The 24,195-nt window shown below is 52.5% G+C and carries 27 protein-coding genes and 1 pseudogene; 25 read left to right on the top strand and 3 right to left on the bottom strand.

Annotated features, from left to right (window positions below; all coding sequences use genetic code 11):
• The first annotated feature begins 116 nt into the window (after positions 1–116).
• The 7 genes from KOSB73_RS16610 to KOSB73_RS16580 are packed head-to-tail and all read left to right on the top strand — an operon-like array spanning position 117 to position 5,421.
• Positions 117–1,088 carry a phosphotriesterase family protein gene (locus tag KOSB73_RS16610; RefSeq protein ID WP_082237120.1) on the top strand — a complete coding sequence of 324 codons (972 nt, stop codon included), beginning with the start codon at positions 117–119 and terminating at the stop codon, positions 1,086–1,088.
• Positions 1,089–1,097: 9 nt separating this feature from the next.
• Positions 1,098–1,838, top strand: a complete 741-nt coding sequence (locus KOSB73_RS16605; RefSeq protein ID WP_098140713.1) for a creatininase family protein — start codon at positions 1,098–1,100, stop codon at positions 1,836–1,838.
• Positions 1,831–2,274 carry a PTS sugar transporter subunit IIA gene (locus tag KOSB73_RS16600; protein ID WP_098140712.1) on the top strand — a complete coding sequence of 148 codons (444 nt, stop codon included), beginning with the start codon at positions 1,831–1,833 and terminating at the stop codon, positions 2,272–2,274. The genes KOSB73_RS16605 and KOSB73_RS16600 overlap by 8 nt, the downstream gene beginning before the upstream one ends.
• Before the next feature lie 25 nt (positions 2,275–2,299).
• Entirely contained in the window at positions 2,300–2,587 is a 288-nt protein-coding gene (locus KOSB73_RS16595) for a PTS sugar transporter subunit IIB (RefSeq protein WP_004136384.1), read from the top strand.
• Positions 2,584–3,894, top strand: a complete 1,311-nt coding sequence (locus KOSB73_RS16590; RefSeq protein ID WP_049089761.1) for a PTS ascorbate transporter subunit IIC — start codon at positions 2,584–2,586, stop codon at positions 3,892–3,894. Before KOSB73_RS16595 ends, KOSB73_RS16590 begins: the two co-directional genes overlap by 4 nt.
• A gap of 16 nt (positions 3,895–3,910) precedes the next feature.
• On the top strand, positions 3,911–4,651 hold the full coding sequence (locus KOSB73_RS16585; protein WP_004136388.1) for a sugar isomerase domain-containing protein: 741 nt from the start codon (positions 3,911–3,913) through the stop codon (positions 4,649–4,651).
• A gap of 14 nt (positions 4,652–4,665) precedes the next feature.
• Entirely contained in the window at positions 4,666–5,421 is a 756-nt protein-coding gene (locus tag KOSB73_RS16580; RefSeq protein WP_049086351.1) for a GntR family transcriptional regulator, read from the top strand.
• Positions 5,422–5,547: 126 nt separating this feature from the next.
• Here KOSB73_RS16580 and KOSB73_RS16575 read toward each other — a convergent pair whose 3' ends face one another.
• The gene (locus tag KOSB73_RS16575) at positions 5,548–6,603 is read right to left on the bottom strand and encodes an SDR family oxidoreductase (RefSeq protein ID WP_098140711.1); all 1,056 of its coding nucleotides are present in this window, start codon (positions 6,601–6,603) and stop codon (positions 5,548–5,550) included.
• A 96-nt stretch (positions 6,604–6,699) separates the two neighbouring features.
• Here KOSB73_RS16575 and KOSB73_RS16570 point away from each other — a divergent pair, with 96 nt between their 5' ends.
• Positions 6,700–7,587 (top strand): LysR family transcriptional regulator, encoded by an 888-nt coding sequence (locus KOSB73_RS16570; RefSeq protein WP_098140710.1) that lies wholly within the window; start codon positions 6,700–6,702, stop codon positions 7,585–7,587.
• 73 nt (positions 7,588–7,660) lie between these two features.
• Positions 7,661–8,329 (top strand): annotated as a pseudogene (locus KOSB73_RS16565) (class I SAM-dependent methyltransferase).
• Positions 8,330–8,441: 112 nt separating this feature from the next.
• On the opposite strand, the gene KOSB73_RS16560 reads toward KOSB73_RS16565, so the two are convergent.
• Positions 8,442–8,678 (bottom strand): tautomerase family protein, encoded by a 237-nt coding sequence (locus KOSB73_RS16560; protein ID WP_004136398.1) that lies wholly within the window; start codon positions 8,676–8,678, stop codon positions 8,442–8,444.
• Positions 8,679–8,739: 61 nt separating this feature from the next.
• Here KOSB73_RS16560 and KOSB73_RS16555 point away from each other — a divergent pair, with 61 nt between their 5' ends.
• The 3 genes from KOSB73_RS16555 (at position 8,740) to map (ending at position 10,273) form a co-directional block, all read left to right on the top strand.
• Entirely contained in the window at positions 8,740–9,207 is a 468-nt protein-coding gene (locus tag KOSB73_RS16555) for a winged helix-turn-helix transcriptional regulator (RefSeq protein WP_004136401.1), read from the top strand.
• A gap of 87 nt (positions 9,208–9,294) precedes the next feature.
• Positions 9,295–9,513: a ParD-like family protein gene (locus tag KOSB73_RS16550; protein WP_004102160.1), complete on the top strand. Its 219-nt coding sequence runs from the start codon at positions 9,295–9,297 to the stop codon at positions 9,511–9,513.
• The gene (map, locus tag KOSB73_RS16545) at positions 9,494–10,273 is read left to right on the top strand and encodes a type I methionyl aminopeptidase (protein ID WP_049100424.1); all 780 of its coding nucleotides are present in this window, start codon (positions 9,494–9,496) and stop codon (positions 10,271–10,273) included. The genes KOSB73_RS16550 and map overlap by 20 nt, the downstream gene beginning before the upstream one ends.
• Positions 10,274–10,322: 49 nt before the next feature.
• Here the strand turns inward: map and KOSB73_RS16540 are convergent, their stop codons facing one another.
• Positions 10,323–11,645, bottom strand: a complete 1,323-nt coding sequence (locus KOSB73_RS16540; protein ID WP_004136405.1) for an NAD(P)/FAD-dependent oxidoreductase — start codon at positions 11,643–11,645, stop codon at positions 10,323–10,325.
• A gap of 920 nt (positions 11,646–12,565) precedes the next feature.
• Between KOSB73_RS16540 and KOSB73_RS16535 the strand changes: the two genes are divergently transcribed.
• From KOSB73_RS16535 to KOSB73_RS16480, 13 genes are all read left to right on the top strand, one after another.
• Positions 12,566–13,111, top strand: coding sequence for a fimbrial protein (locus tag KOSB73_RS16535; protein WP_098140709.1), 546 nt, complete (start codon positions 12,566–12,568; stop codon positions 13,109–13,111).
• A 67-nt stretch (positions 13,112–13,178) separates the two neighbouring features.
• A complete protein-coding gene (locus KOSB73_RS16530) occupies positions 13,179–13,712 on the top strand; it encodes a fimbrial protein (protein WP_024358135.1) in 534 nt (177 codons plus the stop codon).
• Between the two features lie 111 nt (positions 13,713–13,823).
• Positions 13,824–16,325, top strand: coding sequence for a fimbria/pilus outer membrane usher protein (locus KOSB73_RS16525; protein ID WP_098140708.1), 2,502 nt, complete (start codon positions 13,824–13,826; stop codon positions 16,323–16,325).
• 19 nt (positions 16,326–16,344) lie between these two features.
• The gene (locus tag KOSB73_RS16520; RefSeq protein ID WP_098140707.1) at positions 16,345–17,079 is read left to right on the top strand and encodes a fimbria/pilus periplasmic chaperone; all 735 of its coding nucleotides are present in this window, start codon (positions 16,345–16,347) and stop codon (positions 17,077–17,079) included.
• Between the two features lie 32 nt (positions 17,080–17,111).
• Positions 17,112–17,705, top strand: a complete 594-nt coding sequence (locus KOSB73_RS16515) for a fimbrial protein (RefSeq protein ID WP_098140706.1) — start codon at positions 17,112–17,114, stop codon at positions 17,703–17,705.
• Positions 17,705–18,229, top strand: coding sequence for a fimbrial protein (locus KOSB73_RS16510; protein ID WP_098140705.1), 525 nt, complete (start codon positions 17,705–17,707; stop codon positions 18,227–18,229). The genes KOSB73_RS16515 and KOSB73_RS16510 overlap by 1 nt, the downstream gene beginning before the upstream one ends.
• A gap of 12 nt (positions 18,230–18,241) precedes the next feature.
• Positions 18,242–18,994 (top strand): fimbria/pilus periplasmic chaperone, encoded by a 753-nt coding sequence (locus KOSB73_RS16505; protein ID WP_098140704.1) that lies wholly within the window; start codon positions 18,242–18,244, stop codon positions 18,992–18,994.
• A 13-nt stretch (positions 18,995–19,007) separates the two neighbouring features.
• On the top strand, positions 19,008–19,514 hold the full coding sequence (locus tag KOSB73_RS16500) for a fimbrial protein (RefSeq protein ID WP_224253409.1): 507 nt from the start codon (positions 19,008–19,010) through the stop codon (positions 19,512–19,514).
• Between the two features lie 10 nt (positions 19,515–19,524).
• On the top strand, positions 19,525–20,040 hold the full coding sequence (locus KOSB73_RS16495) for a fimbrial protein (RefSeq protein ID WP_098140703.1): 516 nt from the start codon (positions 19,525–19,527) through the stop codon (positions 20,038–20,040).
• A gap of 44 nt (positions 20,041–20,084) precedes the next feature.
• On the top strand, positions 20,085–21,032 hold the full coding sequence (locus tag KOSB73_RS30675) for a hypothetical protein (protein WP_133116573.1): 948 nt from the start codon (positions 20,085–20,087) through the stop codon (positions 21,030–21,032).
• 135 nt (positions 21,033–21,167) lie between these two features.
• A complete protein-coding gene (locus tag KOSB73_RS16490) occupies positions 21,168–21,560 on the top strand; it encodes a hypothetical protein (protein ID WP_098140702.1) in 393 nt (130 codons plus the stop codon).
• Positions 21,557–22,843 carry an FKBP-type peptidyl-prolyl cis-trans isomerase N-terminal domain-containing protein gene (locus KOSB73_RS16485; RefSeq protein WP_098140701.1) on the top strand — a complete coding sequence of 429 codons (1,287 nt, stop codon included), beginning with the start codon at positions 21,557–21,559 and terminating at the stop codon, positions 22,841–22,843. The genes KOSB73_RS16490 and KOSB73_RS16485 overlap by 4 nt, the downstream gene beginning before the upstream one ends.
• Before the next feature lie 140 nt (positions 22,844–22,983).
• A complete protein-coding gene (locus KOSB73_RS16480) occupies positions 22,984–23,958 on the top strand; it encodes a helix-turn-helix domain-containing protein (RefSeq protein ID WP_024358139.1) in 975 nt (324 codons plus the stop codon).
• Positions 23,959–24,195: the final 237 nt, after the last annotated feature.

The raw sequence follows: 24,195 nt of genomic DNA, 5'->3' as shown, positions 1-24,195 counted from the left end.
ACCGCCCTCACAGATAGAAATTTTATATGACCGATGCGAACTTGATCACTTGACTGGTCAAGTGGGGCGGGCCTATGTTGAAAGCACCTTCTTATCCGTTCCGGGGAGTAAGTAACATGGGCATCATTCGAACGTTAAACGGGGATATTTCCGCTCATCAGCTGGGTGTCACCTACAGCCACGACCATATCTACTGTATTCCGCCCTATTGGGCCGAGCGTCAGGATGACGATCTGTTACTCGACGATCCACAGGCATCAGAGCGTGAATTAAGCGATTTTCGTGAGGCGGGCGGCCGCGCCATCTATGACGCCACCGCGCCGGACTATGGTCGTCAGGCCGCAGCCGTCGCCGCCATGGCGCAGCGCCAGCAGCTGCACATCATCGCCACCGCCGGTTTCAACAAAGGTTTTCTCTGGAGCAGCAAGCGGCCAGGCTCAGCGCAGACTTTTGCCGAGTGGATCGAACATTCAGAGATTGATGAACTGGTTGAGCACGTCTGTCGCGAGGTCACAGAGGGAATAGAGGGCACCGCGCATCGGGCCGGCGTGGTGAAGTGCGGCACCGGCTACAACACCATTTCCCCGCTGGAAGAAAAAACCATGGAGGTTATCGTTCGCGCCCAGCAGCGCACCGGCGCGCCAATGCACAGCCATACGGAAATGGGGACGATGGGACTCGAGCAGGCGCGGATCTTCAAAAAATGGGGGCTGGATTTATCCCGCTTATGTTTTGCTCATATGGATCGCAACCCCGATCCCTGGCTGCACCGTCAGATCGCCAACACCGGGGCGTTTCTCTCTTTCGACGGTATCAGCCGCATCAAATACCACCCTGAGCATATCCGCACCCAGGCCATCCTGGCGCTGTGCCAGCGGGGTTATCAAAAACAGATCTTAATCGGCGGTGATTTTGCCCGTAAATCAATGAGCGTGCACTACGGCAAGGGGGGGCTGGGGCTGAAGTTCATCCTTAACGACTGGCGGCCAAGGTTCCTTGAAGAGGCGCGGGAAGCCGGATTTGACGGCGAAGCGTTGCTGCACGATTTTTTCGTCGACAACCCGGCTCGTTACCTCGCTTTTGCCTGAGGAGGCGTCATGAAGCTGCATCATTTAAACGAACGCGAGGCCAGGCGGGCGCTACAAAAGGCGCGGATAGCCTTATTGCCGCTCGGCGCCGTCGAACCGCACGGCGACCACCTGCCGCTGGATACCGATAACCTGCTGGCCGAGCGGTTCTGCGCGCTGCTTGATGACCAACTGGGCGAGTGCGCCCTGAGCCTGCCGGTCGTTTCCTACAGCCAGGTCTGGTCCCTGCGCGGCCACGCGGGCGCGATTGATATCGGTAATGAGCGGCTGACCTCGCTGCTGGTGTCGCTGGCGGAAAACATGGCCAGCTACGGTATCACCACCACGGCGGTGATTAACGCGCATTACGGTAATTTCGACGCCATTAAAGCCGCTTCCCGTCAGCTTAAGGAGCAGGACATCACGCTACTTGGCTACAGCTGGGCGGGGATGGATGAGGAGGTAAAAAAGCGGCAAACCTCGGCGGTGGCTTATCCCGGTTATATGCATGCCGACGAAGTCGAGACCTCATTGATGCTGGCGCTGGCGCCGGAATTCGTCAACATGACAAAAGCTCGGCAACACTATCCTGATTTTCCGCAGAATTTTCGTTATCAGCCGATACCCTGGACCGCGTTCTCTGATTATGCGGTGCTGGGCGATCCGACTGCCGCCAGCGAAGAGAAAGGGCGCGCGTTTGTCCAGCGGGCGCTGGAGACCACGCTGGTTTCCATCCGCCAGCATTTAGCGCAAGGAGCCTCGCATGATTGATCGTCAGGCAATAAACGTCGACTGTGCGGCCAACAGCCCGGAAGAGGCCATCCGCGAGGCGGGGAACGCGCTGTGCCGCGCGGGAGCTTGCAGCCCGCAATACGTCCAGGCAATGGTCGATAGCTACCGCGAGCTGGGCCCGTATTTTGTCATTGCCCCCGGGCTGGCCCTGCCGCATGCCCGCCCGGAACAGGGGGCGATGAAAGCGCAGATCAGCGCGATCAGGCTGCGCGAACCGCTGGCGTTTGGTCATGCGGAAAACGATCCGGTGCAGGTGGTGCTGGGCCTGTCGGCAACCAGCAGCGATGCGCATATCCGCCTTATCCAGCATATCGTCACCGTACTCAGCGATGAAAATAACCTGCATACCCTGATGCATTCTCGCGACCCAGAACAACTTTATCGGCTGTTAGCCAGCGGCTCGCAGCGTTTGTAGCGTGATTAACACGGAGTGAATAGCGATGAAAATTCTGACAGTCTGTGGTTTAGGTATGGGCTCCAGCCTGATTTTAAAAATGAACGTTGAGGCGGTATTAAAACAGCACGGGATTCAGGCCTCCGTGGAACATATGGATGTCTCTTCCGCCGCGTCGGCCAACGCCGATGTGGTGATAACCAACGCGGAACTGGTAGATAACCTTAAGCATCTGTCCTGCCCGGTGGTGGTGGTGAACAACTATATCGACAACGCGGAAATCACCGCGGCGCTGACGCAGGCGAACATTCTGCCCGCGGGAGAGCCATCATGAGCGAGTTTCTTGGCGTACTGCGCTGGATAACCATCAATATCTTTGGTGAAGCGTCGATTTTAATTGGCCTGATTGTCTTGCTCGGCCTGGTGCTGCAAAAGAAATCGCTGGCGGATATTGTGTCCGGCACGCTGAAGGGGATCCTGGGCTTTCTGATCATCGGCGCGGGGGCCGGGATTATCGTCTCCGCGCTGTTGATATTTCAACCGATCTGGACCGAAGTCTTCGGGCTGAGCTCGATGAACCTGACCAATATTATCGGCCAGGCGCGCTTCAGCGAACGCTACGGCAGCAGCGTGACCATCGCCATTGCCGGCGGATTCGCCATTAATTTGCTGCTGGCCCGGCTGACGCGCTTTAAGTACATCTACCTGACCGGACATATGATGTTCTGGACCACGATGATCTTTGCCGGAGTGATGGTGAACACCGCGCCCGCTATTTCCGCAGTACAGCTGACGCTGATGCTGACGGTTATTATGGGCGTGTACTGGACCTTACAGCCCGCGCTGGTTCAGCCCTGGGTGCGGAAAATCACCGGTAACGACAACGTGGCCCTGGGGCATACTTCCGCCTCGGTCGCGCTACTGGGGGCGATTTTCGGCCAGATATTTGCCCGCAACAAAATCAGCTCCGAGGATATTAAAGTTCCTAAAAAGCTCGGTTTTTTGCGCGATTCCAACGTAGTGACCGCGTTAACCATGGCGCTGTTGTTCTTTATTGGCACCTTTATTCTGCAGATAAAAGGTACGCCGAAAGCCGCGGAGATCCTGGCGCAATCCGGCGATCTGAGCTTCTACATTTATGCCCTCAAACAATCGCTGATGTTTACCGGCGGCATCGCCGTGGTGCTGCTCGGCGTACGGATGTTTATTGGCGAAATGGTGCCGGCGTTTAACGGCATCGGCTCGCGGCTGGTCCCCGGCGCAAAACCGGCGCTCGACTGCCCGATACTGTTCAACTTTGCGCCAAACGCGGTGGTGCTGGGGTTTGTCGGCGCGTTTGTTGGCTCGCTGCTGTGGCTGACCCTGATAGGCCGCTATACCGGCTACGTCTTTATTCCCAGCATGATCGTGATTTTCTTTCACGCCGGGACGGCGGGGGTCTTCGGCAATATTACCGGAGGCTATAAAGGCGCGCTGCTGGCGGGGTTTATCACCTCCACCGTGGTCGCCTGGGGGCAGTATTTCTGCGTCACCGGCTTTATCGACAGCACGATCCCGGATACCGCGCTGTGGGCGGGCGACAGCGATATGTTTGTCCTCGCGCCGGTCATTCATCTTTTAACCCGCATGCTGACGTTCTGATATCGGGAGGAAGTCTATGAGTCAGGCACTGAAACAGTACTACCGCCAGATCCGCCAGAAGCTGGCTTTGCTTGAGCAGCGCCCCGATGATCTCACCCGGGCGGCGGAAACCATGACCGCAAGCATTCTGGCCCAGCGCAACATCTTTGTCTTTGGCGCCAGCCACGCAGGAATTCTGGCGGAGGAGATGAGCTATCGGGCGGGCGGCCTGGCCATTATCAATCCGCTTTTCACGCCTGCGCTGATGCTTAACGTCAGGCCATTAACCCTCACCAGCGCGGTGGAAAATGTGGAAAATCTCGGCCGGGTACTGGTGGAGCAGTCGCCGCTAAGGGCTGACGATACGCTGCTGATCCACTCGGTTTCCGGGCGGAATGCCATTACCATTGACGTCGCGCTGGCGGCGAAAGCCTGCGGCGCAAAAGTTATCGCGATTACCAGCCTGGCGACGGCGGCGCGCGTGACCTCTCGCCACTCCAGCGGCAAACTGCTGGTGGATATTGCCGATATCACCATTGATAACCACTGCGAGTATGGCGATGCGGCGGTGAGCCTGCCGGGGATGGCGCAGAAAGCCGCGCCGCTCTCTACCATCATGGGCGCGGCTATCGCCAACAGCCTGGTATTACGTATTTGCGAAATCATGTTGGAAAATGCGCGCACGCCGCCCATTCTCGCCAGCGCAAACATAGACGGTAATCAGGCGATAAATCAGGATATACTGAGCGCTTACAGGAGCCAGATACACTACCTCTGAGTTGGAGCACAAGTATGTTTGAGTCGGATGGACTCCCTCTCTATTTAAGGATAAAAGACGTTATCCTGCAGCGGATCCTCTCTTTTACCTATGACGATAAGCTCCCGGGCGAACTGCTGCTCGCCGGGGAGTTCAAGGTCGCGCGCGGCACCATTAAACAGGCGATAGATTCGCTGGCCAGTATTGGCATGGTGTACCGCGAGCAGGGTAAAGGGACGTTTATCAACCGCGATGCGCTGCAGAAATACTACACCGACCTCCCGGACGTACTGACGAGCTTTGCTGAGCCCGGTGAGATAGCCGTAGAAGTACTGTCGCTGATTTCGACCATGGCCGACCGCCAGGTGGCGGAGCAAATGGGGCTGGATTTAGGCTGCCAGCTGATGCGTCTGGAACGGTTGTTAGTGCAGGGCGATCGGCCGGTTGGCCATGTGCTGACGTGGCTTAATGGCCGTATTTACAACGATCTCAGCCACGTGGACGGCAGCCGATCGCTATACAAGCAGCTGCGGGAAACGTTCGGCTACTCGCCGGCCAACGCCACGGAGCGCTATACGCCGGTGTGCTGCGATAGCCGCACGGCGGGATTGTTAAATATCACACCGGGAGCGCCGCTGTTTCGCATTGAACGGGTGGCCCGCGATCTGGATGATGTGGTGCTTGAATACAGCGTCACACATACCCTTGACGCCAGCCTGTCGCTGCAAATCGCCACCAGCCAGAGCAGCATGAGCCAGCAGTGGGCCTGCACCATCGAAAAAGGGCGTTAATCCGCCTCCCAGTCGAGAATATCGACTGGCAGATTTTTGCCAGCGTATCGAAGCGCGAGGAAGAGGCGAAAAACTGAATCGCAGGCTGCTCGCGCGACGCCGGCTGACGGTTAAAAGCATGCTGTTTCAGGGGATAACGCGTGCGGCTCTCAGCTGCGCGAACAGGCGGAAAAACATGTCGTCGGTGGCCTGCATGTCCGTGAAGCCCGCCCGGCGCAGTTTGCTGCCATCGCCAAACATGTCGTAGTTCCAGCTAAAGACGAAATCGGCAAACGTACCGTCGTTCAGCCGTAAAATATCCGCCTCCACCAGATCCTGCCCGGCCAGTTCGCGCCACTGCGCGCGGTAATCGACAAACAGCTGGTGAAAGGAGAGCCTGACCGGCGGCGCGGAAGGCAGTTCAAACCAGTCCGCGATGCGCGGCCACAGCTCGCACCAGCGCCAGAGGTCGCCGTTATTGACGTTGAACGCCTGATTTTCCGCCTGCGGCGAGGTGGCGGCCCACAGCGTGGCCTCCGCCAGCAATCCGCCGTCAGTATGATCGACGATACTGCGCCAGGTTTGTTCCGAGCCGGGGAAGCGCAGCGGTAAATTCTGCGCCCGACACAGCGAGGCGTAGAGCGCGATGCTCAGCGCGAGATTCATGGCGTTGCCGGGCACCGTGCTGCCGACCACGCCCGGCCTGAGCGCACTCCAGCGCCACGTTTTTCCGCGCTGGAACTGGCTGAGCCACGTGAGCTGAGCGGCATTAAATTCGGCCCCGGGTACGCCGGGATCGCTTTCTCGCGCCGGGGTTTTGAACGGACCAAGATGCGCGCCATAAACTTTATATCCCTGCATCAGGCTTACCGTGCGCAGCGGTGAGGTTTTCTCGATGTTGCTGACCAGATTGCGCAGCATGGCGACGTTCGGTTCAACCATTTCCGTCCAGTTCGCCGCGTTCACCCATGCGCTGTAAAAAATGTGGGTGATACCGTTGAGCGATTGCAGTTTCTGCGCGCTGTCCCACGGATCGAGTAAATCGACGTTGATGACGGGAATGTCATCCGGGTGGGGCGAGGCATGGCGGCTGAGGCCAATAACCTCCCACTGATGGCGCAACAGCGTTTTCACTAGCTGTCTGCCTACAATGCCGCTGGCGCCGGCGACCAGCGCGATCCTGGGTTGCGGTTTCTTATTCACGTTGCTTCTCCAAAGGGGGGACGGAGGCAGTGTGATATATTATTTTTTTCACGCATATCCCATAAATTCGATGGTACTTATAAGAAGAATCATTAAATGAATAATAAGCTCAACGCCATTGCCACCTTCCTGCGCGTCGTCGAAGCGGGATCTTTTTCGGCGGCGGCCCGCCAGTGCGGGATGAAACAATCCGCAGTCAGCCAGCAGATCGCGGCGCTGGAGGAGGCGCTCGGGGTGGTCTTGCTGCATCGAACGACGCGGGCGATGGCGTTGACCGAGCAGGGGGAAAGCTACCGGCGCGATATGCAGCTTTTGCTGGAAGCGATGCGCGACGCTGAAAGGCGCTTAAACCCCAGCGAGAGTCAGCGGCAAGGCAGGGTACATGTGCAGCTACCGAGCGGCCTGGGACAGATCTTTTTGCCGCACCTGCTGGCGCTGCAGAAAATGACCCCCGGACTGCATCTGACGCTTTCACTTGATGACCGCATTGCCGATCTGGTTACTGAAGGGGTGGATGTCGCGCTGCGGTTAAGCAGTGAACCGCCTCAAGGGCATGCGGCGCGCGTGCTGGCGCGTATTGAAACCGCGCTATTCGCCGCCCCGGGTTTTAAAGAACTGCATTGCGTGAGCGAATTGGCTGCCCATCCGCACGTACGTTTCAGCGGCATCGCGCAGGACGCGCCGCTGCGGCTGGTCTCGGGTGATAAAACGGTCGATGTGAAAGTCAATACCGTGTTTCGGGCTAACACCAGCGAAGCGCTGCTGCAGGCGCTGGAGTCCGGTATTGGTATCGGTGGCATGCAGTTGCCCCTCGCGGCCAACGCTTTACAATCCGCCAGGCTGGTGCCGGTCTTACCCGCCTGGCGATTACCCGATCGCTTCCTCTATGCGGTTTACCCTGACGCCCGCTTTATTCCGCAGCGGGTCAGAAGCATTATCAGCGTGATTGAGCAATTACTGCCCAAGATAACGGGGCGTCGCTAAAAACGGGGGGATCTCTTCTTGCGCGATAGGGAGTAGAGTGGCCTGTGTTGTTGCTGAAAAAGGCGTCTTTACGATGAATCCCTATGAAAAAATGTACCGCCAGCTGCTGGAAAATGGCGCCATCGCCTGGGCTGGCGAGGGTTACTTAAGGGCAAAGAAACAACAGGAGCGGGTGTTTAGCTGGCTTGATTTACAGCAGTACTTTCCCCAACCCGGAGCGCCAGTCCTTTAGCTGGGGTGCGGGAATGGCGCCATGGCAGCGCAGTACTTTGCTGAACGAGGCTATTCCGTGTGGGGGATGGATTTGTCCGCAACCGCGATCCGCTGGGCAGAAAATCGTTTTCAGCAAGCGGGGCTGGCGGCTCAATTTTTTGTCGGGGATGTCTGCCATATTCATCAGTGCCAGGATGCGACGTTTGAGCTCATTATCGATGGCAGCTGTACGCATTGCCTGATTGACGAAGCTCGCCACCTTTGCTTTGCCGAAGTCAGAAGATTGCTCAGGCCGGGAGGACGGTTTGTCGTCGGTTCGATGTGCGGAACCCCTCGCCGCCCGGAAGACGTGGCCGCTTACGATCCCATTCGCCATCATTTATTGAAAGAGGGTCAACCCTGGCGTACGCTGCGACCGCTCCAGGCTCTCCTGGACGAGATCCGCGATGAACATTTTGATGTGCTTGAGGTGAACGTCAATGAGAACCCATGGTGGGATCATGCGACCGTGGTATGTTGCGTAAAATAAGCCCCGGAGAGTCGGTTTATGGCCGTTTTGAGCACCAGTCGGGCGGTGTAAAAGCGGACATCAAGGTTGTCCGCAATTTCCCGCAGGTATGACGTGTTAAAACGCCATCAGGTTATGACGCCTTAGGCGACGAAAATTTTGCCGCGATCGCTTCAGCCGTGGGCTGAATACCGCCCAGACTCCACTGTTCCGGCTCATGCTCGTCAATACGCACCCAGACTGAACGCCGAAATTCAGGATCGCCTTTCCCTTCGATTTCGACAATCAGATCGGTCATGCGGCGTAAAAGTTCTTTTTTTTGCTCCGGGTTCATAATTCCTTTAATGGTTTGTACATTGACGAAGGGCATTGTATTCTCCTTAATAATCTAGGTCTAAAATTCATACTCAGATTAGAGAGCGAAAGCGGACATGTCAAAAAATAATTCAGTAACGTACTTACTACCGGAGCTGTGCGGGCTTTCTGCGGCAGCGGAAATCCTGGGAGATCAGTGGGTTTTGTTGATTTTAAGAGAGGCTTTATACGGCGTGACCCGCTTTGAAACGATCCGCTCGCATACAAAAATGCCTAAGCAGACGTTGGCAAACCGGTTAAAGAAAATGACGGAGCTGGGTTTACTGAGCAAAACGCCCTATCAGGAAGAAGGGGCGCGCGAACGTTATGAGTATATTCTTACGCCAAAAAGCCGCAGCCTGGCGCCGATCCTGTTTTCCCTGATGGCGTGGGGGCATAAAAATATCCTGCATGATGAGCCTCATATTGCCCTGCTGGATAAAGAGAGCGGGGACTTTGTCCACAACGCCTTTGTGACGACAAAAGGCACCGTTGTTGACTCTCAGAACATCCAGATAGTGACTCTTAAGGTTAGCAACCCGTAGCGCTGGCAACAAAAGCGGCAAACGTTGTCAGCTTGAGCGGGGAGGCGTAATATACGAAACATATATAAAACGTTATGGTATGTATAAATGGGTATTGTAAAAATTTCCGACCTGCTGCACGACGATATTCGTGATGCCAGCAAGGCGATGTCGCGTTCGGTCAACGCCCAGGCGGAGTACTGGATCCGTCTGGGTATGATGAGCGAACTCTATCCCGAACTTAACCATCAGCAGATCAAGCTGATGATGCTGAAGTCCGGCTCCGACCGCTTGCTGGAGGTGATCAATGCTATCAATTCCCATTAAGACCGCGGACGAACTGGCCAGACAGCGCCGCGCAGGCAAGCTGTTGGCCTCGGTTTTCGACATGCTGGATACCTTTATTCAGCCCGGTATCTCCACCATGGCCATCAACAACCGGGTGGAGGATTTTATCGTCAACGATCTGCATTCACGCCCGGCCAGCAAAGGGCAGTATGATTTCCCCTACGTGCTGAATACGTCGATCAACGAAGTGGTTTGTCACGGTATGCCAAAGGAGAGCGAGCATCTGAAATCCGGCATGATTGTGAACGTGGATATTACGCTGGAAAAAGAGGGGCTGATTGCCGATTCCAGCAAAATGTACCTGATTGGCGACGTTTCGCCGCTGGCCCGTCGGCTGGTGCTGAAAACCTACGAAGCGATGTGGAAAGGGATCAAGGTCGTCAGGCCGGGCGCGACGCTGGGCGATATCGGCCATGCGATTCAGACGTATGTCGAAGGCAACGGCTATAGCGTGGTCAGGGAGTACTGCGGCCACGGCGTGGGGAGAGAGATGCATGAAGATCCCCAGGTGCTGCATTACGGCATACCCGGCACCGGCGCCGAACTTAAGGAAGGGATGGTGTTTACCATTGAACCGATGGTGAATCAGGGCGATAGCCGCATTAAAACCAAAAAAGACGGCTGGACGGTGGTCACCCGCGATAAAAAACTGTCCGCGCAGTGGGAGCACACCGTCGCCGTCACCGCGGAGGGATTCGAGGTTCTGACCCTGCGTAAAGATGAAGTGATTCCAGACTAGCCCCAACAACAGGTTTCACGCACGGGCAGTGAAACCTGTCAGACCGCGACTACACGGGCATCTCTTTACGGCCCATGTAGCGCTCTTTCCATAATGCCCCGGCTACGCCGATATCCAGGAACGGGGAAGGCGGCATAAAGTTTGCCTGGCCGAGCGACTGCATGGCGGCGATCAGCGGGTTGTCCTGTCCCATCGCCAGATCGGCAAGTAGCGTCCCGGCGATGGTTTGTTTGGATACCCCGGCGCCGTTACAGCCTCCGGCTGTCCATACCTTCGGCGCAAGCTCTCCCCAGACCGGCGCGCCGTTGCGGGTGACGCTGATGGTCCCGGACCAGGTTCGCTCCAGCGTGACATCCCGTAGCTGCGGATAGGCCGTGTGGAACAGCGCCAGATGCTGGCGCGCGGCGGTGGCGGTCTGCCCGGCGGTAATCACGCCGCGCAATGCCGGATCGACATGCTGGCGAACCAGGAAACGATGATCGTGGGTATAGCGTAGCGTGGCCCCGGCGATAGCATTGACCGGCGTTAACCCCCAACTTTCCATTTCTGGCAGGCGCTGACGCTGCTCCGCCGTGAGCGGGGCGGTAATGCTGGCGTAGGTCGCCATTGACGCCTGACGGCTCACGGTCGGCGAGAGTTCGCGGGAGAGGGCATTGGTCGCCAGCATGACCTGGGCGGCGCGGATTGTACCCTGCAGCGTCGTCACCCTGACGCCGCCGTTTTCCTGGCGCATAGCCAGCGCCGGGGTCTGATGGTAAACGGTGACGTTTTCCGGCAGATGACGCGCGAGGCCCGCGATCAGTTTTGCCGGGTTGACCAGAATACAGCCGGGAGTATAGATCCCTTTACTGTAGAGGCGGGTTCCCAGCTTCTGGTACAGCGCTTCGCCGTCCAGCAGGCTGTAGGGCTCCTGCATCAGCTGCAGGTTATCAACGTACTCCTGCATAATGGCTTCGCTGGACGGATCTATCTGGCAGTGGTATTTGCCGACGTTTTCCCATTCGCAGGCGATCTGGTGCTCGGTCACCGTTTCATCGAGCAGGCGGATCCCTTCCTGCAACAGGGCGCGGTAATCCTGCGCTTTTTTCAGCTCGGCGGTAGAGCTGCCGATATTGTGCGGCAGGCCGATAATAAAGCCGGAATTTCGCGCTGAGGAGCTGGTCGCGGCGCATTCAGCGTCGATGAGCACGATATTCAGCTGCGGATTGAGGCTAGCCAGCCGGCGGGCAAAGCTGACGCCGGCATAGCCGGAACCGACTATCACCCAGTCGGCCTGGATGTCGCCGCTCAGCTGCGGTTGTCTGTGATGGTCAATGTCGTTGAGCGGCCATCCCACCTGATTCTGATTGAAAGGAACTGATGCAAATCTCACGATAATTCTCCCTGTAGAAAAAAACACCTGCGCGTCAGGTGTGAATAAGCTCGCCGTTCTTCCTTTTATTGGTTTCAATATTGAGCTGGCAAGAATAGCGCCGTGGCCAGGAGAGTTTCTGCAGCAGCGTAATGCTGAATGATAATCACCTGGACAACAATTCAGCAGAATAACAAGGAACGGGCAAAATAACACCTCTTGATGTACAGGTTTAACTTTATCTTTTGCTTGCGATTTAACCTGGAGCGGTTAGTCGGTTCTATCAGCTGCCGCGATAGTGCAACAATTCATATCTTGTCGCTTCCTGTACGAAATTCTGTAGAAATTTTTGCTGTGGATCATGATCGTCCTGGCCACATATCTATAATGTAGCCTCGTCTATAAGGCGTATTTTTGACCAGGTGGTAAAAATATCGCTCCTTCTCGCTCTTCTCTATATAGAACGCCCATCCATTTCATAGGATTTTTCGTCTTTTGAGCCCCCTTTTTTGCATTATGTATTAGGAATTTTCTCATGGAAAAATCCTAATGTTATTAAATTCCTGGGCATTTGTCCAAACGTCTGAAAAATAACAGTTTTTATTTTTGTGTGACTATGCGTGCGATCTTTTTAAATTATACAAATAGTTTATTTTAAATTATTAGTAATATTTTCACATGCGTTGTCGTATTACCTTACACTTGCGGGATTTTATCCTGTTAAATATTTTTTTATAAAATTATTAGCTCGTAATGATCATTTCAGTAGGTGCATATATTTTATTGTAAGATTTTTCGCGTTAGTATGACTTCGCTGTCAGGAAATAAACGTAACTCAAGAAGATAAATAGAGATTTTTATCCCTTTCAATATGAGCTGTTTTCTTCGAGAGTTATTTTCAGGATGGTTATCCAGTAACTTTTAATATAACGGAATGTATTATGAAAATTAGCAAAATTGCATCTGCTGTTGTTCTTACTATGGGTGTTGCCTCTTTCGCAGCTCAGGCCGATCAGGGAAGCGGCAAGGTCACCTTCTGGGGTTCGATTATTGATGCTCCATGCTCAATTAAAAATGGCTACGGCGATCAGCGTATCGAACTGGGACAGATTTCCAATACGCATTTAGATAACGGCGGTATCTCTACTCCTCGTCCGTTTAACATTGAGCTGGAAAACTGTTCCTTCGCGAAGGATGCAAACGGCGACCCGATGTATAACACCGTAACTGTCAACTTCAATGGCGGTAACGTCCCAAATGACATGAAAATGCTGGGAATTACCGGGACGGCTGCTGGCGCTGGTGTTCGAATCCAAGATTACTCTGGTACGATAGTGACTTTAGACACGCCGACTGCAGGTCGTGTTCTTGGTGTTGGCAACAACACGCTGAACTTTAGCGCTTACCTGGAAAAAATCGCTTCAGTTACTAACGTAACTCCGGGTGAATTTGAAGCGGTAACTAACTTTACCCTGGCTTATCAATAAGTCTTAGCCTGTTCTCAAGTAGTTTTATTCGGGCTGCGTCTGCAGCCCGATATTCAGGAGCACAGTCATGGTAAAAATTACGCGTTGCCTGACGTTGAGTCTTTTATTGGCAATATCTTCTGGCGCTGTGGCATCCGATCAGGGCAGAGGGCTTGTCACAATGAATGGTCAAATTCAGGAATCAGCTTGCTCTATTCATACTGATGATATCTGGCAGGAAATACCCTTTGGGGTGATTTCTTATAATGACCTCGACGAGGAAGGCAAAGCGATTATTAAACCCTTCGCTGTTCGTCTGGTGAACTGTTCACTGGAAAGAAGTCATGGCGATTTATGGCAAAGCGTGAACATCACTTTTAGTGGGGAAACGGAGGTATTTCGTCGCGATATATTTAAAGTTTATGGCAATGCTCAGGGGCTTGGGCTACGTATTCACAGCCAGATCGGCGATGTGGCGCAAGACGGCATTCCGATGCCAGCCGTCATGTTACAAAATGACAATAATGAATTGCGTTATTTATTATCGCTGGTGCGCGGCGGAAAATCGTTGTCGGAAGGTGACTGGTACGGAATTATTCGCTTTATGGTAACTTATCAGTAAGTTAAAGCGTTATTAAATGGCTGGGAATTTTTATTCCTCCTCATCCATTTTCCCCGTAGTAGAAACTTTCCCACTGGTGAATTCTGGTAGGCAATAAATGGATTTTAAAAAATGAAAAAAAGCAGACCACCAGCTCATTACCTGCGGCGTCTGGGTGTTTACATTGCTATTGCCATTTTTGGTTCTACATCACCAGTTGTGGCGGTAGAGTTTAATGTGGATATTCTGGATTCTGAGGACCGTGAGAATATCGATTTATCCCGCTTTTCCCGGGCCGGATATATTATGCCTGGGACCTATACACTGAGTATGCGCCTTAACGAACACGGCATTTCCGATCAGGATATCACTTTCGTTGAAAGAACACGCGACGATCAACTGGTTGTCGAAGCCTGCCTGACGCCTGAGCAAGTCGATTTACTCGGGCTGCGTGAAGATGCGCTCAAAATGATTCAGTGGCTTGACAATGGTCGTTGTGCCGATTTCACCGCGCTTGAAGGTATGGTGTTGCGCGGCGATCTGTCCGAATCCTCCTTACAGATTTCCATTCCGCAAGCGTGGCTGGAGTATCAGGATGCTTCCTGGTTGCCTGTTTCCCGCTGGGAAGAGGGTATTCCTGGTCTGCTGTTTGATTACAACCTCAACACCAACGTCACGTTTCCTCGGCGCGGCAATCAGAGCCAGAGTGCCAGCGTTAGCGGCACCACCGGGGTTAACCTTGGCCCATGGCGTTTAAGAGGGGATTACCAGGGAAGCTATTACAACACCACTGGACGCCCGAACAGCACCACTCGTGAGTTTGACTGGAGCCGGTTCTATGCCTACCGCGCGCTGCCTGGCATTATGTCAAAGCTTACCGTCGGTGAGGATTATCTTGCTTCCGATCTTTTCGATTCGTGGCGCTATACCGGGTTATCGCTGGTCAGCGATGAAAGCCAGCTGCCGCCAAAACTGCGCGGCTACGCTCCTGAAGTGTCGGGGATCGCGCGGACGAACGCTAAGGTTACGGTCACCCAGCAGGGGCGAGTGATCTATGAGAGTACCGTCGCGGCGGGACCGTTCCGTATTCATGAGCTGAGCAGCGCCCTGACCGGAAGACTGGATGTACGGGTTGAAGAACAGGATGGTTCGGTTCAGACATTTTCCGTGGATACGGCCCAGGTTCCTTATCTGACGCGACCCGGCCAGCTTCGTTACAAGCTGACCACCGGGCGTCCAAGGGATTATCGCCACAGTACACAGGGCCCTTATTTTGCTGCCAGTGAACTTTCCTGGGGCCTGACGAATGCCTGGTCGGTGTACGGCGGCGGTATTTTCTCGCAGGACTACAACAGCGTGGCGCTCGGGGCAGGCCGTGATATGAGCATTTACGGCACATTGTCCGCTGACGTTACTCATGCCAGCGCCCGCTTCCCGGGGGACAAAAACCGTAACGGAAGATCCTGGCGACTCAGTTATTCCAAACGCTTTGATGAACTTAACAGTGAAGTCACTTTTGCAGGCTATCGCTTCTCCGAGCGCGATTATCTCACCATGGGTGAATATTTAGATATTCGCTACCGGGAAGGTTACATCGGTAACAGTAAAGAGCTGTATACCATCCAGGCGACCAAGAATTTCGAAGATTTGCGCCTCTCCACCAGTATTAACTGGTCGCACCAGACTTACTGGAACCGCCCGGCGACCGATCGCTACAGCGTTTCTCTTAACAAATATTTTGATCTCGGCGACTGGCGGCATCTGTCGGTATCGCTCAACGCAGCGCGCAGCGAATTTAACGGACGTAAGGACGATACTGCCTATCTTTCGCTCACGATGCCATTTGGTTCGGGCACGGTTGGCTACAGCGGAAGCATAAGCCGCGATCGCTATACGCAAAACGCCAGCTGGAGCGATCGTCTTGAAAATAATGACTATTATCGCATCAACGCCGGTAACAGCATGGGCGGTGGACAGGGAACACGTAGCCAGATGAGCGGCTATTACTCGCACCTTGGCAGTATGGCCGATGTTACTACCAACTTTAACTGGGCACAAAGCCAGTATACCTCTTTTGGTATCTCAGCCAGCGGCGGTATGACCGCAACGGCTGAAGGCGTGGCGCTGCACTCAGGTGGGGTACAAGGGGGGACCCGGCTGATGGTCAGCACCGATGGGGTGAGCGGAGTGCCTGTGGGGTATCAGAGTTACACCAACGCCTTTGGTATCGCGGTGATCCCTGGCGTGCCGAACTATTTCCGCACCAGTGCCGAAATTGACGTTAACCGCTTACCAGACGACGTTGAGACTTCAGGCTCGCCAATTGCTGAGCTGGCGCTTACCGAAGGCGCCATCGGGTTCCGCCGTTTCGATGTGTTAAAGGGCGCGAAAGTCGTCGCCATCCTCAGCCAGGAAGATGGTCGTCATCCGCCGTTTGGCGCGACGGTGCATAACGCCAAAGAGCGCGAGCTGGGAATGGTCAGCGATGGCGGACTGGCCTGGTTGACCGGCGTGAATCCGGATGAGCATTTAACCGTGCACTGGGGCGGTTCCGCTCGGTGTGAAGTCGTACTGCCACGAGTCATCCCCGCACAGCAGCTGTTGCTGCCATGCAAACCGATATCTCGCGGCTGAGAAAGTGAATGGTGATGGAATGAAAGTAAATAAAACCGTGATGGCTATTTTGCTGGGAACATTGACATCAGGTCTGCTGAATGATGCAGAAGCGGCGATTGCCCTGGACAGAACGCGGGCGATTTTCCCCGGCTCGGAGAAGAGTATTACCCTGAATATTACTAACGATAGTACGTCCATGCCGTACCTGGCCCAGGGATGGATTGAGGATGCGCAGGGGAACAAAATAAGCGGTCCTTTGGTCGTGGTGCCACCGCTACAGCGTCTTGAGGCAAAGAGTAAAAGCGTTATGCGCATCAATGCAATGCCGGATGCAGCAATGTTACCTCAAGATAAAGAGAGCCTGTTTTATTTTAACGTGCGCGAAGTTCCGCCGAAAAGCGAGCGGCCGAATGTGATGCAGCTGGCGTTGCATACCAAGATAAAGTTGTTCTATCGGCCAAAAGCCATCCTGCCGGAGAAGTATAGCCGCTGGGATAACCAACTGGTGCTGCAGAAGGTGAACGGCGGATATCGGGTGGAGAATCCGACGCCTTATTACGTGACGGTGATTGGTATTACTCCTGCGCCGAACATGGCCGTGGCGAAGGGATTTCAGTCGGTAATGGTCGCGCCAAAATCGACGGCGATGGTGAATAGTTCACACTTTACGACGCCGCACGTCACCACGATTAACGATTTCGGCGGTAAACCCACTTTGCCGTTTAGCTGCAACGGTAATGTCTGCCGTGCGGCAGCTAAACCAGCATCCTGATGGAAGCTGGAGTTGTACACAGGAGATGCCTGATGAAACATGGATTCGGTCGTACCACCTTGATTCTTTGGCTATTAACAGCCGGGGTTGTTTCTGTGGCTAGCGCCGCAAACTGGAACACCGACGGCCTCAATGGTGGGATTCGCGCCACGGGCACGCTGGTTGCGTCTCCGTGTGTACTGTTGCCGGAATCGGCGGAACAAGAGATCGATTTGGGCAGTACCGTCGCCTGGGGACTGGAACAGCCTGGTTCGGTTACGACGCCGGTAGCGATATATATCAAATTAGATCGCTGTCCCGGAGAGTATCAGTTTATGCGAGACCATCAGTTGATGCGGGGTTCGCTGATGCTAAACGGGCAGTCCGCCGTAAGAATGACTATTTACGGGGAAACAGAACCTACGGATAGTCGGTTCTTCAGGGTTCATGGAGGCGTGAAAGGGGTGGCGCTGCGATTGAGCGACCCGCGGGGCGAGCTTCTGCGTCCTGGTATGTCAAGCCGGCCGCAGATCCTGTCTCCCGGGCGCAACGATCTGGTGTTTCAGGCGCAGCTATGGCGTCTTCCTGCTCCGCTGATGGCCAACGAATGGCGCAGCGTAGTGAATGTCGGCCTGGAGTACGAATAATGAAAAGACACATAGCGCGAGCGCTAAGCCTGGTGGGCATTCCCATGCTGCTGCTGGTCAGTATATCGGCCACTCATGCTGATACGGATGTTTACTTCACCGGTAATCTGGTGGCTGACCCGTGTGAACTGCACGTGGATTCAGAAAATCAGATTGTTGATTTCAGGAACATACCGTCAAAAACGTTTATTAAATATCATCTGAGTGAACGTGAGCGCTTCACCATCATGCTCATTAACTGCGACCTCTCTTTGGGGAGCACGGTGAAGGTCACTTTCATGGGGGCCGAGGATGTCGATCAGCCCGGACTTTTCGCGGTTACGGGGACGGCTGGCGGGATCGCCATCGCCATTGAAGATGCCGATGGTACTCCGGTGTTACCTAATACCACAATGCGGCCGACCGCGTTGACAACGGGTGACACCAATTTAAATTTCCAGGCTTTTGTTTCCGCGCCAGTCCATAGCCGGGTGCGCGAAGGGGATTTCGAATGCGTGACAACATTTTTGCTTGAGTACGACTAGAGGTAGCTCGTTATGAAGAAAACACTCGTTTTTGCCACGGTTGTAGTGTTATCGGCGAGTTCTTTGTTACCCGCTGAGGCGGCATTAACGGTTAGTCGTTCACGGGTGATCGTTAATGAAGGGGACAAAAGCGCCAGTATGAGCGTGACGAATCGGAATACTCAGGAACCCTATCTGGCGCAGACCTGGATAGAGGATGAAACAGAGGCCAAAGTCACTAGTCCATTGATGGTATTGCCGCCGGTGCAGCGCATTGAAGCTGGTTCCAAAAGCGCGGTGCGGGTTCAGGTTCTACCGGATATCGGCAAGCTGCCGAAAGACAGGGAGAGCGTGTTCTGGTTCAACCTGCGTGAAATTCCGCCGCGCAGCGATAAGCCAAACGTCTTAACGCTGGCGCTGCAGACCCGGCTGAAAATTTTCTGGCGTCCGGCCGCCATAAAGGTTGATTCGAAATCCGATTCCTTTCCCGGCATTCAGAACGTGACGCTGGCTAAAAATGGTAACCGCTACACGCTAAATAACCCGACGCCGTACCATCTGACGTTTGTTGAAGGTCGTAGCAGCGTGAAGGGAAAGGGCAAGGAAGGATTTGAACCGATAATGGTGGCGCCAAAGGCCCAGACGGCGCTGAACGTGGGCGCAGCTGACCTGGGCGCAACGCCAGTTCTGGTTTTTGTGAATGATTACGGTAGCTTACGTTTGCTGCCATTCCAGTGTACCGGTTCCGCCTGCAAGGCGCAGCCGGTTATCACGCCTGAAAGCTGACGGGAGGCAGAAAGTGAAAACATGGAAATTAGGGCGCCTTGCCACTCTTTGCTGCCTGATTGCGGCATCGCCGTACAGTCTGGCATCAGACGGCGGGACAACCACGCTGACCATCAGCGGCAATATTATCGAACCGGATTGCGAGATTAATAACAATCAGCAGATTATGGTGGATTTCGGTGAAGTGCTTACGACGCGCATCGACGGTTCAAACTATGAAACGCCAATTGTCTATACGTTGAAATGCAAAGACCTTATTCGTAACACGTTAAAAATTAATCTCAAAGGAAACGGCGCACCGTTTAACAGCCAGCTGTTCTCTACAGATGTGACGGGACTTGGGATTAAAGTTTATGGTGCAAGTAAAACGACGATTGTTCCCAATACCGGGGCGCTGAGTTTTACCTATGCCGAAAATAACCCTCCGGCTCTGTATGCGGTTCCGGTCAAGCAGACCAACGTCTCGCTACCAAACGGAACATTCAATGGTTCCGCGACCATGGTGTTTAGCTATCAATGAGGATTATCTAATGCGTCAGCTAACAACAACCGCGCTTTTACTCAACATCCTTTTTGTTGGCGTTAGTCCGGCGATGGCCGCCAGTGACGCAGACGTCGTCTTTAAAGGGATGCTGGTCAATCCACCGCCGTGCTCGATCGACAACGATAAAACCATTCACGTGCCGTTTGGCGATCGCCTATCGATCAAAAAGGTCAGTGACGGTGTTTATCGTCAGGATGTGCCGTATAACCTGGTATGCGACAGCACTGCCGGCAGAGACTGGAAACTGATGCTTAGCGTTCGGGGAACCCTGGCGACATTTGATACTACTGACCGCGCGACGGTTGCCACATCGATGGGCAATATCGGCAATCTTGGGGTGAAGATCTTTCGTGACGGTCAGCCTTTTCAGTTTGATTCGCCGATAGAAATCAGCCTTTCGGCGATACCCAAAATCGAAGCATTGCTGGTGCAAAGGCCGAATATTGAGTTGGCTGAAGGGCCGTTCGAGGCGACGGTGACCTTGAAGGCGGAATATTTGTAACGGAGTCCCGTGGTCGGAATACTATTTAACGCGGTAGGATGCTTATGGAAAAGAGAAACTTAAAGAAATTAATACTGGCAGCGGGGATTATATTGGTATGGTCAGAGTCTGCATCGGCAGCTACTTGTAATGCGTTTGGCAATCAGGGGGGAGGATGCCCAACGGTACAGTCATTAAATGTAACTGGCGGTTCCGTTGCGGTTAATTGGGCCGCAGATATGAATGCACAGTACTTTGCCTCAATACAGGGTAGTCTAGCAACAACCTGGGGTTTATATATGATTCATGGTTGGCACACATCAATGAACGGGCATTGGTTTGGTGGAGGAACAAAGACGCCAATATTAACCGTCAAGAATACCGATCCTGTTCGTGATGCACTGGGTAATCTTACAACAGATCAATGTTCAATTAGTGCGAATCAATGTACTCATGACAGGATGGCCGCGCGGTTTTACAATAAATACGGAGCCTCCGGTACGACTAGCGTGACGTTGCCCTCATCATCATCACCAAACGCACCGCCGTGCCTGATCTTTGGTGCTGTAGCTCCTGATACGGGGGATTTCTTTACAGTTTTTGCCCCTGTACTGGCAGAACCTTGCAAGCCCGGATTCCCTGGAACGGTTGATCCTGAACCTGATCCTGAATGGTGTGGAATGAGCACCAGTGCGCTGTCTTTTGCATTTGGCGATATGGCGCCTGCGGTGGTTTCGGGACAGTCGATGACCAAAAGCGCCACTATGGCCTGTAGCAATGCAGGTGTGAGCTATAGTTTATATCTGAGTAATGTTTCTACCACCGGCAGAAATAAAATTGATTTGGGCCGAGGGATCACCGCTACGGTGAGCGCCAATAATCAGGCGCTGCAAACAAAGAGAACTTCTACAGGTAAAACAAATACATTGAATATTACAGTTACTCTCAGTGGCACACCTACTAGTACAGGCCCAATTAGTGGCACCGGGATATTGGCTGTTAACTATTTATAAAAAACAAACCATGCCCTCCTAATTAATTTAGGAACAAGTTTTTATTGATTATCATCGCAGCTTCGGGTCTGTATTAATTATGCCAGACAGATATTGAAGATTTGTGATGAACTATTTTCCGGAGTTGAAGGTATTATGATTAAATCAGATGTTATAGCAATTATTATGATGGGATTTATTTTAACCGGCTGTGTTCCTAAAAAAGCCCCATCGCTGGTGACTTCACCAGAGGAAGCAGTTGCTCCGCCGACAAATCAGGAGGGAGAAGTCGATATGGTACAGTGCGAAAAAGAGTTAAATGCATTGGGAACTGTTAATCAACTCAGATATGCCGAATTAAAGGCCCGGTTTGAGCGTGTCATGCACGGAGCTTCCGGATATACCACCGTGCGTAACTCAGTAAATCCAGAAACGCGTCATGCCATTGATGCTTTATATAAGTTCCAGGCGGTAAAACTATGTTCAGAGATCCGTGGAGAAATGCTAAATAGTCTGGCAGTCAAACCAACAGGGGATAAACTCGAATGAGTCATCGAGCAGGGAATGCAATCGTCTTCATTCTCGGTGTCACGATGATTCCATGCGTTCAGGCCGATGTCTTAAACTATGCCAGGGATTGGACCCAGCGCGAAGAAGTCAATAAAAGCAGCGAGCAATCGCAGGAAGAGAGACGTCCTGCGCCGCGGGAAAAATCAAAGACGCCGCCAAAAGCGTCTGCTAAAGAAAAGATTAACGCCAGGCCGTCCGTCGCGGTGAAAGCCACAACGGCGCCGGCAAAAATAAAAGAGAGAGATGCAAAATCTGCGAAAACTCCTGATATTCCGCCTTCTGGCGTTATCAAATATCCGGAGGTGAGGAGGGAGCAAAAAACAATAAACAAGAACGAAATAGACGTTTATCTTCCTGATTCTCGTATTTTAGGTCGCTGGCTGAAATCGGTTATTCAACATATTTCCGCCACGCCTTCAGAGCGAATGATACAAGAGCTATATCTGAAACAGAAAGACGAAATAAAAATCATGCGCGATAAGTTAGCCCAGCGTGAGGGTGAAAATGTTATTTTAAAAAATAACGACAAAGAACGTCATTTAATTATGTCAAAGCTCGGCAAACTGGAGGCGGAGAATGGGCAGTGGAAGCGTTTGACGCAGGAAATGCAAAAAAATCTGAAGCTGGCAAAGTATCCACCACTCCCTACAAGTGAACAAGATTTAGCGGATTTTGCCGCCGGTATGGCGATGGGTGTTGATATTGTTGAACTGCTTGAACAGCGAAATGAACAAGGTGTTCAGATTGATCGTAAATTATTTCTGGCGGGGATAACGGAAACGCTACGCGGAGAACGCCGCCTGTCTCAGGAGGCGTTTGAACAACATCTTGCCAGGGCTAATCAGCGCGTCAGCGATGCTATAAAGAAAACCATGAAAAACAGGGAGGTACGCGACAAGGAATGGTTACATAACTTTATTAAACAGGAAAATACATTAGCCGCCGGTAACGAAGCCTGGTTCCGGGTCATCCATACCGGTAACGAGGTATTACCCGACAATGAGTCGGCAACCGAATTAACGCTTTCGTTTATACGTCGTCTGACTGACGGAACCTTGATTGCAGACTCCGATCTTTCTGGTCTGGTACTGCAAGAAAAAATTAGCGAGCTGCCGACCTGGCTGCGGGTGGTTGCAAAAAAAATACGCTTGAATGGTGAAGCCGAATTAGCGGTGAAAGTAAATGAATACGGCGACCCGGCAGAACGGGGAAACTATGTCGAGCATTGGAAAGTTCGAGTGGTTAAACAACGTACAATGTAAATGTAAAGGTTAAATATTTACTTTTCTTTTAATATATAATTCGTGTACTCGAGAGTCTTTGTACTAATTCAATTGTATAATTAACTTAAGCTCATATATGTAAACAGGACGAGCTGAATCAAACCGGAAGGAGGTTCATTATGGTACCTACTGCTAAACCACTACACTTGCCAGTGCATATAGCAACTGAGAATAATTATTTTTCCATGGGGCTTATATTCCTGTTGAAAGAGTTGTTTGAAGAGGAGTATCAGGGCGGAGTGATTATCTCTAAGACTAGCGAGCCTATGGCCGCGGATCTGATCGTGAAATTCCACACGCCGGGTGAAAAAGTGTTTGATTGGGTGGGGTGTCATGAGTTCCGTACACACAATGAATATAAGTTCAAAATGTTAGGTAAAAAATGGTTAAGTGTATATCCGCGTAGCGAACATTACGATCGGAATATTAACTGTCCGGTCATCAATGCCGTTATTACCATGAGAAACTCCGTGGCCACTATTCGCAGAAAATTGTTTACTTTATTTTTCGCTGACTCGATGAGCGGCCCTCCGGATCTGCGTAAGCCAAACTGCTCTAAATGCCCAGGGCCTTACCAACTGGCATGGCGAGAACAGTTGATGCTAGGGTATTTAAGTCAAGGCTTGGGGCATTATGAGATTTCGCAAAAAATGGGTTGTTCTATAAAAGCATTGAGCAGCTATCGCCGTTCTATTATGCGTAAAATCAATATAAAAAGGTATAGCGACTTCGTACTGTGGTTAGGCTCTCAGGCTGTTTCAAAAAAATACGCTGAAATTGTCCAGCATCATGTTCCGGAATATGCTGACGATCGGCTTATCTGGAAAACAAAACTTTCTCCTGAAGGCGGTGATGAATCAGATGATAAGTACCGTACGTTGCAAAGCATGAAACGCCTGACGACCAGTCGTTTACATTTAAAACAATCCGAAAGTGAAATCTGGCTGACGACACGAGAGATCGCCAACGAAATGGATATTAGTATTTACAGCATGCGCTATTTATTATGCCAGATGGAAAACTCCGGAGCCGTAATAAGCATTAAAACCGGGAGCGGGAGAAGTAATACGCTACGCTGGAAATTAGCAAGTTAAGCACAGGACAACTATACAATACGCTGTCTCGTTTGAATAAGAATATCGTTAACTCATTTTTTCATAAATGATTAAATATACTAATGCTATTATTGCGCCTTATCAGAAAAAACGGCGCGCAGTGGTGTTGAGGTTATAAAGAAGAACGTCTCATTCAGGAGGCGGGTGCTCAGGCTCTATCTCTTATCAATTTAACGCTTTATTTATCATCAGAAATACGCCAGCCGGCGGGGAGGT

This window comes from Klebsiella grimontii, assembly GCF_900200035.1.
Taxonomy (GTDB): domain Bacteria; phylum Pseudomonadota; class Gammaproteobacteria; order Enterobacterales; family Enterobacteriaceae; genus Klebsiella; species Klebsiella grimontii.
The sequence above is the reverse complement of the archived record's forward strand: the minus strand, read 5'-3'. Positions and strand labels throughout refer to the sequence as shown.

What these genes read in the sequence shown, in the direction of transcription:
- KOSB73_RS16585 (WP_004136388.1), top strand. Translation starts at nt 3,911, where the DNA reads ATGAGTCAGGCACTGAAACAGTACTACCGCCAGATCCGCCAGAAGCTG.
- KOSB73_RS16605 (WP_098140713.1), top strand. Translation starts at nt 1,098, where the DNA reads ATGAAGCTGCATCATTTAAACGAACGCGAGGCCAGGCGGGCGCTACAA.
- KOSB73_RS16485 (WP_098140701.1), top strand. Translation starts at nt 21,557, where the DNA reads ATGAGTCATCGAGCAGGGAATGCAATCGTCTTCATTCTCGGTGTCACG.
- KOSB73_RS16525 (WP_098140708.1), top strand. Translation starts at nt 13,824, where the DNA reads ATGAAAAAAAGCAGACCACCAGCTCATTACCTGCGGCGTCTGGGTGTT.
- KOSB73_RS16555 (WP_004136401.1), top strand. Translation starts at nt 8,740, where the DNA reads ATGTCAAAAAATAATTCAGTAACGTACTTACTACCGGAGCTGTGCGGG.
- KOSB73_RS16580 (WP_049086351.1), top strand. Translation starts at nt 4,666, where the DNA reads ATGTTTGAGTCGGATGGACTCCCTCTCTATTTAAGGATAAAAGACGTT.
- KOSB73_RS16560 (WP_004136398.1), bottom strand. Translation starts at nt 8,678, where the DNA reads ATGCCCTTCGTCAATGTACAAACCATTAAAGGAATTATGAACCCGGAG.
- KOSB73_RS16515 (WP_098140706.1), top strand. Translation starts at nt 17,112, where the DNA reads ATGAAACATGGATTCGGTCGTACCACCTTGATTCTTTGGCTATTAACA.
- KOSB73_RS16610 (WP_082237120.1), top strand. Translation starts at nt 117, where the DNA reads ATGGGCATCATTCGAACGTTAAACGGGGATATTTCCGCTCATCAGCTG.
- KOSB73_RS16595 (WP_004136384.1), top strand. Translation starts at nt 2,300, where the DNA reads ATGAAAATTCTGACAGTCTGTGGTTTAGGTATGGGCTCCAGCCTGATT.
- KOSB73_RS16490 (WP_098140702.1), top strand. Translation starts at nt 21,168, where the DNA reads ATGATTAAATCAGATGTTATAGCAATTATTATGATGGGATTTATTTTA.
- KOSB73_RS16480 (WP_024358139.1), top strand. Translation starts at nt 22,984, where the DNA reads ATGGTACCTACTGCTAAACCACTACACTTGCCAGTGCATATAGCAACT.
- KOSB73_RS16600 (WP_098140712.1), top strand. Translation starts at nt 1,831, where the DNA reads ATGATTGATCGTCAGGCAATAAACGTCGACTGTGCGGCCAACAGCCCG.
- KOSB73_RS16505 (WP_098140704.1), top strand. Translation starts at nt 18,242, where the DNA reads ATGAAGAAAACACTCGTTTTTGCCACGGTTGTAGTGTTATCGGCGAGT.
- KOSB73_RS16590 (WP_049089761.1), top strand. Translation starts at nt 2,584, where the DNA reads ATGAGCGAGTTTCTTGGCGTACTGCGCTGGATAACCATCAATATCTTT.
- KOSB73_RS16520 (WP_098140707.1), top strand. Translation starts at nt 16,345, where the DNA reads ATGAAAGTAAATAAAACCGTGATGGCTATTTTGCTGGGAACATTGACA.
- KOSB73_RS16510 (WP_098140705.1), top strand. Translation starts at nt 17,705, where the DNA reads ATGAAAAGACACATAGCGCGAGCGCTAAGCCTGGTGGGCATTCCCATG.
- KOSB73_RS16550 (WP_004102160.1), top strand. Translation starts at nt 9,295, where the DNA reads ATGGGTATTGTAAAAATTTCCGACCTGCTGCACGACGATATTCGTGAT.
- KOSB73_RS16570 (WP_098140710.1), top strand. Translation starts at nt 6,700, where the DNA reads ATGAATAATAAGCTCAACGCCATTGCCACCTTCCTGCGCGTCGTCGAA.
- KOSB73_RS16530 (WP_024358135.1), top strand. Translation starts at nt 13,179, where the DNA reads ATGGTAAAAATTACGCGTTGCCTGACGTTGAGTCTTTTATTGGCAATA.
- KOSB73_RS30675 (WP_133116573.1), top strand. Translation starts at nt 20,085, where the DNA reads ATGGAAAAGAGAAACTTAAAGAAATTAATACTGGCAGCGGGGATTATA.
- map (WP_049100424.1), top strand. Translation starts at nt 9,494, where the DNA reads ATGCTATCAATTCCCATTAAGACCGCGGACGAACTGGCCAGACAGCGC.
- KOSB73_RS16535 (WP_098140709.1), top strand. Translation starts at nt 12,566, where the DNA reads ATGAAAATTAGCAAAATTGCATCTGCTGTTGTTCTTACTATGGGTGTT.
- KOSB73_RS16495 (WP_098140703.1), top strand. Translation starts at nt 19,525, where the DNA reads ATGCGTCAGCTAACAACAACCGCGCTTTTACTCAACATCCTTTTTGTT.